Raw genomic sequence first — 12,579 nt, forward strand, 5'->3', positions numbered from 1 at the left:
ATCCGCCATTATCATGTTCTCGGTGGCGCAGTGCTGTCTCTAATCACTAAGTGCGTCTCTAGCAGTCGAGAGCCCGCCTGTACATCATGACCACGTAAGAGTTCTAACATCATAAACATCGCTTGGCGGCCAATTTCATAACGTGGTTGAGAAATCGTGGTTAACGGTGGATCGCAATATTGTGCGAATTGAATATCATCAAACCCTACCACTGATAAATCTTGCGGAACTCGTAATCCGAGCCGTTTGGCTTCTTGCATGGCACCGATCGCCATTGCATCGTTATGGCAAAAAATTGCGGTCGGCGGCTCAGATAAAGCCAATAATTGACGAACGGCTCTAGCACCAGAATCAAAGGTAAAATCACCTACAACATGATAGGTTGGGTTTTTCGTCAAACCGGCTCGACGCAAAGCCTGCTGATAACCTTGCTGGCGAAATTCGCACAGCACCGCACCTTCAGGGCCGCTGATTTGAGCGACTCGCTTATGTCCCATTTGGGTCAAATAGTTAACGGCTTCAAATGCAGAGGTCAGGTTATCAATATGGACTGTTGGTAGTTCAAGCTCAGGTGCATATTCACACGCCATCACCATAGGCGGCAGATTTTTTTGCTCTGACTTACTGACATCAAAAGGCAAATCGGCTCCCAGTAATAGCATACCATCCGCTTGTTTAGTAAAAACTAAATTGACAAAAGAGCTTTCCCGTTTTCGCTGTTGGCCACTATCGCCCAATAATACCAGATAACCGTGTTCCATCGCCGCATCTTCAATGCCGCGAATGATCTCGGTGTAGTAGGGATCACAAATATCCGGCACAATCGCCACAATGGTTTTGGATTCATTACGTCGTAGATTACGTGCTAAAGAATTGGGGGAATAGCCAGCTTCTAACACCGCCTCTTCCACCCGTTTGCGGGTCGAAGTGGAGACCTTTTCAGGGTTCATCAACGCACGAGATACCGTTGCGGTAGATACGCCTGCAAGCTGGGCAACATCCTTCATTGTCGCCATGTTAAGTTTATCCTCTCTTTCTCTTAATCTTGGGGCCAGCGTTTCGCGGTTGTTCCAGCACAAGCCAACCACAAGCTGATTAATTCAGCTTTAGTGCACTGAACGAAAACGATTCACTGACGCTATCGTGTTGATAGTGTATTGTTTTCTGTAGAGAAAGTTACGGCTTAATTAACAAAATTTGCATTGTAAGTGTGACCGCTATCACGAACAAAGAGTTTTCAGTTTCTTCTTCACCACGGTACGCGTCACATTGGTCAACTTAAATCTTGAGGCTCAATATCCATGCTCCAACGTACTTTACTGGCTAAGGGTAATGACTGAATAGCTGATTTGGCGCTGGTCAATAGACGTTGCATAACGCTACGCGTTGGAGCTTGCAGCAAAAGTTGCCAGCGATATTTGCCCGCTCGCTTGGCCAGTGGTGCTGGCGTTGGCCCCAACACCACCGCCCCTTGTGCAAAAAGAGGATGAACTTGTAACGTTTCACGCACTTGCCTTAAAAAGGTTTCCACCCGCGCCGATTGATTAGCCTCTGCACGAAATAACGTTAAATAGGTGTAAGGAGGCAGTTGTGCTACCTGCCGCTCAGCTAATGCGGTATGCGCAAAATCATCATACCCTTTGTGTAGTAAAGCTTGTAATAAACGATGCTCTGGATGATGCGTCTGTAAAACCACCTCTCCTGGTTTACTAGCACGCCCAGCCCGGCCGGCAACTTGGATAAACAACTGCGCTAAACGCTCGGCGGCCCGAAAATCACTACTGTATAGCGAGCCATCAACATCCAGTAAGGCGACTAAGGTGACATTGGGGAAGTGATGACCTTTCGCCAACATCTGAGTGCCAATCAAAATCTGATACCGATTATCACGAATAGCCGTTAAGGCTGATTCTAAACTGCCTTTGCGACGCGTGCTGTCTCGATCAATACGAATGGTTCGATAGTCAGGAAAAAGGTGAGCAAGTTGTTGCTCTAGTTGCTCGGTTCCTACCCCAACCGTGACCAGCTGCGTAGAACCACAATGCTGGCAATGTTGAATAACAGCCCGTTGTGAACCACAATGGTGACAACGAATTTCGTTACTGTTTTGATGATAAGTATAATAAGCATCGCAACGCTGACAGTCGGCAATCCAACCACACTCATGACACATAAGTGCCGGAGAATAACCTCGCCGATTCAAAAACAACAGCACCTGACTCCCTTGCGCTAAATGACGACGCATTTCGGCAATCAAAGGCGCAGATAAGCCACTTTCGAGATACTCTCCCTTAATGTCCAGCACTCGGTTTTTCGTCGGCAGTGCCACGCCTGCCCGCTGAGTTAATTGTAAATGGTGATATTTACCAATTAATGCATTATGCAAGGTTTCTAATGCGGGAGTCGCACTACCTAACACAATCGCTACTTGCTCAAGATTTGCTCGCATCACAGCAACATCTCGCGCATGGTAACGTAAGCTATCTTGTTGTTTATAAGAGCTATCATGCTCTTCATCGACAATAATAATGCCCAGATCAGCAAAGGGAGTCAGCAACGCTGAACGCGTACCAATGATGATCCCAGCCACCTTATCTCGTGCCGCCAACCAGGCATTCAAACGCTCAGTTTCATTTAACCCAGAGTGGATAACCACCACAGGAACGGTAAACCGCTCCCGAAAACGCTGAATCGTTTGTGGTGTTAACCCGATTTCAGGGACAAGAACCAACGCTTGCTTACCCTGCTCCAAAACCGGTTTAATCAAATTAAGATAGACTTCCGTTTTGCCCGATCCCGTCACGCCTTGCAACAGATAGCAAGCAAAACCGCTTTGGCTATTCACGGTGGCAATGGCGATCGCCTGCTCTTGATTGACTTGCGGTTTATCCACCTTAGCTTCAATGTGTTCAGGCCAAGGCTCAACGTATGGCGCTTGCTCTTTCACATCAATCCACTGCTTGTCGCGAAGGGCATTGAGCGTACTACTGATGACGCCTTCATCCAGCAACCTTTGATGAGATAACGGGCCCGCTTGCAATAACTTGATCACTTGTGCTTGCTTGATCGCTCGTCCAAACCCCTGCATAAGTTGGTTTCGTCCCAGCTCAGTCAAGCACCACTCTTTACTCACTGCAAACTCGGCCACCTTGCCTTTACGTAAAGCACTCGGTAAAGCATTGGCTAACGTTTCGCCAAGCGGGTATTGGTAAAACTGACTGCACCACTGAAGTAATGTGTACAGTTTATCTGGCCACAATGGTTGAGTATCCAATACTGATTGAATCGATTTTAACTGCGTGAGTGGAAAATCAGACTCTGACACCAAGGCCGTGACCACGCCCACTAGCGTTTGTCGCCGAAAAGGCACCAACACTCGCCCTCCAATTAATGGGAACAGGTGAGAGGGAATCAAATAGTCAAATTGCTTATCAAGAGGAACAGGTAAAGCAACACGAGCAATGGTTGGGCGCATAACTATCGTCAGCCGTCAAAAAGGAGCAGAAAGCACAGTCTACTGGATGATGCTAAGAAATTCGACTAACAAAAGTGGTGAAAATAGCGTCGAAACCTGTTGATCCTGTAGCGAGGATTCATTACTATATCGCGCCTTAAAGATGCGTAGTATCTTACTGGCATCTGAACAGTATCATTAACATTACGTGTGGTGTCCGGCAATGATTCGGATAGCGACACGGCCTACATTTGAGGTTATCCCATGAAAGCTGGTATCCACCCAGAATATAAAGAAGTTAGCGCAACTTGCTCTTGCGGCAACGCTTTCACTTTCCAATCAACTCTTGGTAAAGAAAGCATCTATCTTGACGTTTGTGACAAATGCCACCCATTCTATACTGGTAAACAACGTATCGTTGATACTGGTGGCCGTGTTGATCGCTTTAACAAACGTTTTGGCGCACTATCAAGCAAAAAGTAATCGCCAAGCAAAAAGTAATCGCGACTTTAAGCAAAGATTACCCAAGGACGCTACGGCGTCCTTTTTGTTTGTTTTGTAGCGCGGTTTCTTATGCCATGGGCTCCCTTTCCGCCGCCACCGATTGCCAGATACCACAACGAATATAGCGGGTAAGCTGGTCTTATCAGATTAAATCAAACCAGCTTTGCTCGGTTTAAGCACAATCCTACCTAGGCAGTTTGTCTGACATCCTTTAGAATGAGTCGTTCGTTAACAAAACCATAAGAGAACCTCCCTATGTCAGAAGACCAGCAAGACCTTTCTCCAGAAGACGCATTTCGCCAAAGCGCCCTTGATTATCACGCGTTCCCAACGCCGGGAAAAATTGCGATTGCTTTAACTAAGCCAGCCGATTCGGCTGCCGATCTTGCGCTGGCTTACAGTCCAGGTGTTGCTGAACCTGTCCGTGAAATTGCACAGAATGCTGACAATGTCTACAAATACACCGGGAAAGGCAATATGGTTGCCGTCATTTCGAATGGCACCGCCATCTTAGGATTAGGAAACCTTGGCCCAATGGCTTCCAAACCGGTTATGGAAGGGAAAGCGCTCCTGTTTAAGCGTTTTGCTAATCTTGATTCGATTGATATTGAAGTCAAACACCGCACCATTGATGAATTTGTCGATACTGTCGCCAATATCGCCGACTCTTTTGGTGGCATCAACTTAGAAGATATTAAAGCACCAGACTGCTTTGAAATCGAACGTCGCCTAATCGAACGCTGTGACGTGCCCGTATTTCATGATGATCAACACGGAACCGCGATTGTGACCGCAGCAGGCATGCTCAATGCCATTGAACTGCAAGGGAAACAACTCAAAGATTGCATCATTGTCTGCTTAGGGGCTGGCGCAGCGGCTGTTGCTTGTATGGAGCTACTGATTAAATGTGGTGCGATGCGTGAAAAAATTTATATGTTGGATCGCAAAGGAGTGATTCATACTCGCCGAGACGATCTCAATCAATATAAAGCCTTATTTGCCAACAACACTGATAAACGGACTCTGGAAGATGTGATTGCGGGTGCCGATTTATTCCTTGGCGTATCTGGCCCGAATTTACTGCCACCTGAAGCATTAAAATTAATGGCAGACAACCCCGTCATCTTTGCTTGTTCTAACCCAGATCCAGAAATTAAACCGCAATTAGCCCATCAAGTTCGCGATGATTTGATCATGGGTACCGGCCGCAGTGATTATCCAAACCAAGTGAATAACGTACTCTGCTTCCCGTTCATTTTCCGAGGTGCACTGGATGTACGAGCCAGCGAGATTAATGATGAGATGAAATTAGCGGCTGTGGAGGCCATTCGTCAATTAGCCAAAGAACCTGTACCAGACGCAGTCCTACAAGCGGCGGGAGTCAAAAAACTCAGCTTTGGTGCTGAATACATCATTCCTAAACCCATGGATCCACGTTTATTGTCTCGCGTAGCAAGAGCCGTTGCACAAGCCGCCATCGATTCCGGTGTGGCCCGCATCGCAATGCCAGAAAACTATATGCAAGACTAAAACTATCTGCAAGACGAAAACTGAACTGGATCTTCTGACTACAATAAAAAACCTAGCGCTGCTAGGTTTTTTATTGTGACTGGTTTATTCGTCATAGGCTTCAAATTCAATCCCCATCGCGGTCATTAATGCTTTAGCTTCAGTGGGAATATCATCTGGACGATCTTTTCGCAAGTCTTCATCAGTAGGCAGCGGCTGACCTGTGTAGGCATGCAAAAAAGCTTCACACAACAATTCACTGTTAGTTGCATGACGCAAGTTATTGATTTGACGTCGAGTACGTTCATCAGTGAGGACTTTCAATACCTTTAGTGGAATTGATACCGTAATTTTTTTTACCTGTTCACTTTTTTTTCCATGCTCAGCATATGGGCTAATATACTCGCCATTCCAGTCTGCCATTGCGCACCTTCGTTGTTTGAATTCGAATCTAAATAATCAAAGACCCTAATTTTAGCGGGATTTACCGCCATAAGCAAAGACATATAGACATCTAGAAGTGTTGACGTCTCAATTAGTGATGAGTAAAGTGTCAACTTATCTAAAAGATCAAATAGCGTTATTTATCGTCATCAGTGTGATGATAGGTTGTGTGAATGAACCTATTCATTCCAATATCGGACGATCATCAGGAAAGGAAATCGTTATGACCACTCGTCAGTCAGCCACCATTGCCGCTCGAACCGGTATTGAATCAGATACTCAATACCATGCTGTTGTTCCCCCCATTTATTTATCAACTAACTATGGATTTCCTGCTTTTGGTGAAGTCCCCACCTATGACTATACACGCTCGGGTAACCCAAACCGAGGGCTACTTGAACAGGCCTTATCTGAATTAGAAGGGGGAGAAGGGGCCATTGTGACCAACTGTGGAACCTCCGCCATTAACCTGTGGATCTCCACCTTTCTAACCCCTAAAGAGTGGATCATTGCACCCCATGATTGCTATGGCGGCACCTATCGACTGCTCAACTCCAGAGCGAAAAAAGGGGATTTCAAGGTGCTATTTATCGACCAATCCGATCCGCAAGCTTTAGCGGATGCGTTCGCTCTAAAACCTAAACTGCTACTCATCGAAACACCATCAAATCCACTCGTTCGCGTGGTTGACATTGCCGATATTTGTCAACAAGCCAAAGCCGTGGGCACACTGATTGCCGTCGACAATACTTTTCTTACACCGATTTATCAAAAACCACTAACCTTAGGGGCTGATTTTGTCATTCACTCCACCACCAAGTATCTGAATGGTCATTCTGATGTGATTGGTGGTGCTATTATCAGTAAAACCAGCCCGCATGCAGAAGAGCTAGCATGGTGGGGTAACTGCCTCGGTTCTACCGGTACCCCGTTTGATAGTTACATGACACTTAGGGGGCTACGTACTTTAGCAACCAGAATGCGTGGACATGAAGAAAGTGCGCAACGTATTTTAACTTATCTACAAAGTCAGCCTTTAGTGGCCACCATTTATCATCCCAGTTTAACCTCTCACCCTGGCCATACTATCGCTAAACAGCAACAAACTGGTTTTGGTTCAATGCTCAGTTTTGATTTTGCAGGCTCATTTGCTCAACTCAAAGCTTTTGTCGGTCACCTTGCTCTTTTCTCGTTAGCTGAATCATTAGGCGGGGTCGAAAGTTTAGTCTGTCATCCTGCCTCCATGACCCATCGCGCAATGGGAGAAGAGGCGTTAGCAAAAGCGGGCGTTTCAGAACAATTATTACGTTTATCCGTTGGCCTAGAAGAGGTGACAGACTTAATTGCGGATCTCGATCAAGCCTTTAAAAAAGTACAGGAGAGCTGTTAATGGAGAGACAACTGCATAAATTTGGAGGAAGTAGCCTCGCCGATGCCGCTTGCTACCAAAAAGTGATCGGGATTCTGAAAACCTATTCACAAGCAGAAGATCTGATTGTCGTCTCCGCGGCAGGAAAAACGACCAATCACCTCATCGCTTTTTTAGAACAACGAGCAACCGATGGCCGTATCGCTCATGAATTATTACAGTCATTACGTCAATACCAAAGTCAACTGATTGAAGCCCTATTACCCGATAATAGGGCCGCCATATTACTAGAAAAACTCAATGATGAGTGTTCAGCACTCAGTGAATTGCCTACGCCACTGTCTAGTGCTGAGCGCGCTGCCGTACTTGGCCATGGTGAAGTGTGGTCTGCACGCTTGCTGGCTGCTTTACTCAATGATCAACAGCTTCCAGCGGTAGCTCTGGATGCACGCGATTTTTTGCGAGCAGAAAACGGCCCACAGCCAGAAGTCGACCGTGCACGCTCCTACCCCTTGCTAAAAGAAGCATTAATACAACAGACACAGCAACGAATCGTGATTACTGGGTTTATGGCACGTAATCATCAAGGTGAAACGGTACTGCTGGGGCGAAATGGTTCCGATTACTCCGCAACGGTCATTGGTGCTTTAGCTGGCGTTTCCCGCGTGACCATTTGGAGCGATGTCGCAGGCGTATATAGCGCCGATCCTCGAATCGTGGACAATGCTTGTTTGTTACCATTACTGCGTTTGGATGAAGCCAATGAATTGGCACGACTAGCAGCGCCCGTTTTACATAGCCGAACCTTACAGCCGGTTGCACAAAGCACCATGGATTTATATTTACGTTGTACTCATCAACCTGAATCAGGCTCGACACGCATTGAACGTATTTTAGCGTCTGGACGCGGCGCAAAAATTATAACCTCATTAGATGATGTATTACTGATTGAGTTGTCATTACCATCAGGACAAGACTTTCAACGTCTACAACAAGATATTCAATCACGCCTACAGCGCGCTCAACTCGAACCTCTTGCCTTTGAAATTCAAGCCGACCAGCAGCAACTTCGCCTTGCCTATACTCGTGAAGTCGCCAGTGAAGTGTTCACCTATTTACAAGATTCCGCTCTCGCGGCAGAAAGTAAACTCAAAGAGGGGTATTGCTTATTGGCTGCGGTTGGCGCGGGTGTGACCCGTAATGCTCAACACAACTTTGCATTTTATCAACAACTTAAAAATGCACCGGTCGAATTTATCTGCCCTGCCGAATCAGAACTTAGCTTAGTCGCAATACTACGCCACACCCCGCTAAATCAACGTGTGATTGAACTACATAATCAACTATTCCAAGCTCAGAAACGCGTTGCGATTGCACTATGCGGTAAAGGCAATATAGGATCGAGCTGGTTAAAGCTATTTACAAAACAAAAAACCGCACTGGAAAAACGCTACGGCATGAATTTCGAACTAGTCGCCGTCATTGATAGCCAAACCTATTGGTTTAATGAACAAGGAATAGATGCCCGTAAAGTCGATGATGATTATCAAGATGAAGCTCAACCTAATGATGGACAAACGTGGTTAACGCAGTTAGGTCGATTATCTGGCTATGATGACGTGATCGTGCTCGATGTCACCGCTAGTGAAGAACTTGCTTATCGATATTTAGAGATTGCTCAGCAAGGGCTGCATCTCATCTCAGCTAATAAAGTCGCGGGGTCCGCTAGTAGTGAATACTACCAGCAAGTCAAAGAAGCCTTTAGCAAAATTGGTCGCCACTGGCTTTATAATGCAACCGTCGGCGCAGGCTTGCCTATCAACCATACCGTACGGGATCTGCGGGAAAGTGGGGATGAAATCACCGCACTCTCAGGGATATTCTCCGGTACCCTTTCTTGGTTATTTCAACAGTATGACGGCACCATTCCATTCAATGAATTAGTTGACCTCGCTTGGCAGCAAGGCTTAACAGAACCTGATCCTCGACATGATCTGGACGGCTCAGACGTAATGCGTAAATTGGTTATTTTAGCGCGCGAATCAGGACTCAACCTTGAACCACAACAAGTCAAAGTAGAATCACTGGTACCGGAAAACTTACAACGACTATCCTTGGACGACTTTCTCGATCAAAGCCAGCAATTGAATCTAAATTTAGCAGAGCGTCTCACTCGCGCTCAGCGAGAAGACAAAGTGTTACGTTATGTGGCTAGGTTAGAGAAAAGTGGCAAAGCGACCGTGGGTGTTGAAGCCTTAGATCAAGAACATCCTTTGGCAAATCTACGCCCTTGTGACAACATTTTTGCGATTGAAAGTCAGTGGTATCGAGATAACCCATTGGTCATTCGTGGTCCAGGAGCTGGGCGGGACGTCACCGCGGGAGCCATTCAATCCGATATCAATTTACTGGCCCGATTACTCTGACACGGCTCGCCTATCTACGTTTTCAGCTCACCCATCGTGGTGAGCTTTTTTGTATCAAACCAGAGTGATTATAAAAGCGACGACAGCCCGATCATAGTAGGCTAAATTATCTTACATTAGCCTCACAATATGATCGATTCACAAGTCGCTGAGACTTGAAATCCCTTCACCTTGAAGATGAAAAAACTTCATATGATGAATGTTGACATTAAAAACCATTCAAGAGATGCTACAGACATATGGACGTCTATACGTAAATAATACTTAGGTTAAGTATTCGCCGCAGGGAGAGAAAAATGGGATACACACACGCAAGTCATATCGATGCTCTAAATCAAAGCATTTCTGAAGTTTCAGATATTAATGTCTCTTTTGAATTTTTCCCACCCAGCACTCCCAAAATGGAAGAAACATTGTGGAATTCGGTGCATCGGCTAAAAAATCTTAACCCTAAATTTGTTTCTGTCACTTATGGTGCCAATTCTGGCGAACGTGACCGGACTCATTCGATTATTAAAGCCATTAAAGAACAAACAGGGCTGATTGCCGCACCACACTTAACCTGTATTGATGCCAGCCGCGATGAATTAATCACCATCGCTGATGACTATTGGCACAACGGTATTCAAAGTATCGTTGCACTACGAGGTGACATTCCTCTCGGTGGCGGTAAACCAGAGATGTATGCCGCTGATTTAGTGGCTTTGCTAAAATCTCGCCATGACTTTGATATTTCGGTGGCCGCTTTTCCAGAAGTTCATCCTGAAGCCAAAAGTGCTCAAGCCGATCTCCTTAACCTAAAACGTAAAGTCGAAGCCGGAGCAAATCGAGCCATTACTCAGTTCTTCTTCGATGTGGAAAGTTATTTACGCTTTCGTGATCGCTGTGTCGCCGCCGGCATTGATGTGGAAATTGTCCCAGGTATTTTACCCGTTTCTAATTTCAAGCAAGCCTCTCGCTTTGCTGCGCAAAATCATGTCAAAGTCCCGCAATGGATGGCAAAACAGTTTGATGGTTTGGATGACGATCCCGTGACTCGTCAACTGGTCGGCGCGAGCCAAGCGATCGATATGATCCGCATCCTGAGCCGTGAAGGCGTGAAAGATTTCCATTTTTATACTCTCAATCGTGCCGAGATGACTTATGCACTCTGTCATACCCTAGGGGTAAGACCTCGCTAAAAAATGGCGAGTGATAAAAAAACACGCCGATTCAAGTCGACGTGTTTTTTTATTGATTGAGCATGTAACCGCTAACGGCAGTATCCTTACTCAACCTCTTCCATTTTACCCAACAAGCTGCGAATACGCTCTTGCCACTGTGTGTGTTCTTGTTCCATTTGTTGTGCTTTCTGCTCTAGTGCTTCGCGGCTGGATTTTAGCTCATGCACCTCAGTCACTAGCTGCTGTTTTTCTTCTTTCAGCTCTTCGACTTCCATTTGCAGTAAAGCGATTGTATCAACCGCCGTTTGAATTTTTGCTTCTAGCTGTTCTAGTACTTCAAAAGACATGCTACTTACCCTTTCATTGATTCAGTTGAGTGAACAATCTTCACTTTATCGCTCCATTCTACTCAGCCGAGCGCAGAGAAACACTCACTATATTCGATCTAACTCATCATTTGGCTAAAAAAAACTCATAATTTTACTTGAGACTCACATTGCTACTTTTCTCTGATAAAAAAGCAGGCTAAATACGGGTTTTTATACCTGATTTTGATCCACTGCAACTCCCAAGCTTAGTAAATAGCAAACGTTTTCTTATTAGTGTGCTAAAATCCGCGCACATTTTTCCCTCTTTCAAATCTCAGCTTGGAGTGATCATGAAACGCGATTTAGCAATGGCCTTTTCTCGAGTAACTGAAGGTGCGGCATTAGCTGGTTATAAATGGCTTGGCCGTGGTGATAAAAATAGCGCTGATGGCGCTGCCGTTGAAGTCATGCGAACGTTATTAAATAAAGTCGACATTAAAGGTGAAATCGTTATTGGAGAGGGCGAAATTGACGAAGCCCCAATGCTCTATATCGGTGAGAAAGTCGGGTTAGGTGGCGATGAAGTGGATATCGCGGTCGATCCTATCGAAGGGACCCGTATGACGGCGATGGGACAATCCAACGCTTTAGCCGTACTTGCGGTCGGAGAAAAAGATAGCTTTTTAAAAGCCCCTGATATGTATATGGAAAAATTAGTGGTTGGCCCTGGCGCTAAAGGCTGTATTGATTTAACTAAGCCATTAGTTGAAAACCTGACCAATATTGCTAGCGTCTTAAATAAACCACTCAATCAACTCACCGTGATTACTTTAGCAAAACCTCGCCATGATCAAGTGATCAACGAAATGCAGCAAATGGGGGTGCGCGTCTTTGCCGTTCCCGATGGTGATGTTGCTGCCTCTATCCTTACCTGCATGCCAGACAGCGAAGTTGATGCCATGTACTGTATCGGAGGGGCTCCTGAGGGCGTTGTCTCTGCTGCAGCGATCCGTGCTTTAGATGGCGATATGCAAGGTCGCCTTTTACCACGTCATCAAGTGAAAGGAGAAACAGAAGATAACCGCATTTGGGGTGCGAAAGAACTGGCTCGCTGCCAAGCAATGGGGGTAGAAGCCAATAAAGTTCTCGCCCTAGAAGAGATGGCACGCAGTGATAATGTGATTTTTTCCGCCACCGGCATCACTAAAGGGGATCTACTAGAAGGCATCACTCGCCAAGGCAATATAGCCACCACTGAAACACTATTGATTCGTGGCCGCTGTCGTACGATTCGTCGAATTAAATCCACCCACTATTTAGAACGCAAAGATCCTGAAGTGCGAGAAATTATTTTATAACCGAATGGCGTTAACTCACTCCGATAAAAAAAGACCGCCTAAGC

General features: G+C 45.8%; 10 protein-coding genes. 6 read left to right on the forward strand and 4 right to left on the reverse strand.

Features of this window, described 5'->3' with window-relative positions; genetic code table 11:
* Positions 1–11: 11 nt before the first annotated feature.
* Both cytR and priA read right to left on the reverse strand, forming a co-directional pair.
* Entirely contained in the window at positions 12–1,055 is a 1,044-nt protein-coding gene (cytR, locus tag FKN05_RS13600) for a DNA-binding transcriptional regulator CytR (protein ID WP_272870161.1), read from the reverse strand.
* A gap of 218 nt (positions 1,056–1,273) precedes the next feature.
* The gene (priA, locus tag FKN05_RS13605; protein ID WP_099610272.1) at positions 1,274–3,475 is read right to left on the reverse strand and encodes a primosomal protein N'; all 2,202 of its coding nucleotides are present in this window, start codon (positions 3,473–3,475) and stop codon (positions 1,274–1,276) included.
* Positions 3,476–3,718: 243 nt separating this feature from the next.
* Here priA and rpmE point away from each other — a divergent pair, with 243 nt between their 5' ends.
* Together rpmE and FKN05_RS13615 are read left to right on the forward strand one after the other, a co-directional pair.
* Positions 3,719–3,937 (forward strand): 50S ribosomal protein L31, encoded by a 219-nt coding sequence (gene rpmE / locus FKN05_RS13610; protein WP_078927111.1) that lies wholly within the window; start codon positions 3,719–3,721, stop codon positions 3,935–3,937.
* 276 nt (positions 3,938–4,213) lie between these two features.
* Complete coding sequence (locus tag FKN05_RS13615) at positions 4,214–5,488, forward strand: malic enzyme-like NAD(P)-binding protein (RefSeq protein WP_099610271.1); 1,275 nt, start codon at positions 4,214–4,216, stop codon at positions 5,486–5,488.
* 84 nt (positions 5,489–5,572) lie between these two features.
* Here the strand turns inward: FKN05_RS13615 and metJ are convergent, their stop codons facing one another.
* Positions 5,573–5,890 (reverse strand): met regulon transcriptional regulator MetJ, encoded by a 318-nt coding sequence (gene metJ / locus FKN05_RS13620; protein ID WP_078927113.1) that lies wholly within the window; start codon positions 5,888–5,890, stop codon positions 5,573–5,575.
* A gap of 244 nt (positions 5,891–6,134) precedes the next feature.
* Here metJ and FKN05_RS13625 point away from each other — a divergent pair, with 244 nt between their 5' ends.
* The 3 genes from FKN05_RS13625 to metF all read left to right on the forward strand — a co-directional run bounded on the left by FKN05_RS13625 (position 6,135) and on the right by metF (position 10,887).
* The gene (locus FKN05_RS13625; RefSeq protein ID WP_170887782.1) at positions 6,135–7,301 is read left to right on the forward strand and encodes an O-succinylhomoserine (thiol)-lyase; all 1,167 of its coding nucleotides are present in this window, start codon (positions 6,135–6,137) and stop codon (positions 7,299–7,301) included.
* A complete protein-coding gene (metL, locus tag FKN05_RS13630) occupies positions 7,295–9,706 on the forward strand; it encodes a bifunctional aspartate kinase/homoserine dehydrogenase II (RefSeq protein WP_170887783.1) in 2,412 nt (803 codons plus the stop codon). Before FKN05_RS13625 ends, metL begins: the two co-directional genes overlap by 7 nt.
* A 296-nt stretch (positions 9,707–10,002) precedes the next feature.
* Positions 10,003–10,887, forward strand: coding sequence for a methylenetetrahydrofolate reductase (gene metF / locus FKN05_RS13635; RefSeq protein ID WP_161428382.1), 885 nt, complete (start codon positions 10,003–10,005; stop codon positions 10,885–10,887).
* An 86-nt stretch (positions 10,888–10,973) separates the two neighbouring features.
* Here metF and zapB read toward each other — a convergent pair whose 3' ends face one another.
* Positions 10,974–11,216, reverse strand: a complete 243-nt coding sequence (zapB, locus tag FKN05_RS13640; protein WP_099610267.1) for a cell division protein ZapB — start codon at positions 11,214–11,216, stop codon at positions 10,974–10,976.
* A 311-nt stretch (positions 11,217–11,527) separates the two neighbouring features.
* On the opposite strand from zapB, the gene glpX reads away from it, so the two are divergent.
* On the forward strand, positions 11,528–12,535 hold the full coding sequence (gene glpX, locus FKN05_RS13645; RefSeq protein ID WP_099610266.1) for a class II fructose-bisphosphatase: 1,008 nt from the start codon (positions 11,528–11,530) through the stop codon (positions 12,533–12,535).
* Positions 12,536–12,579 lie beyond the last annotated feature (44 nt).

Source organism: Vibrio sp. 1-1(7) (assembly GCF_013048485.1).
Taxonomy (GTDB): Bacteria; Pseudomonadota; Gammaproteobacteria; order Enterobacterales; family Vibrionaceae; genus Vibrio; species Vibrio fujianensis.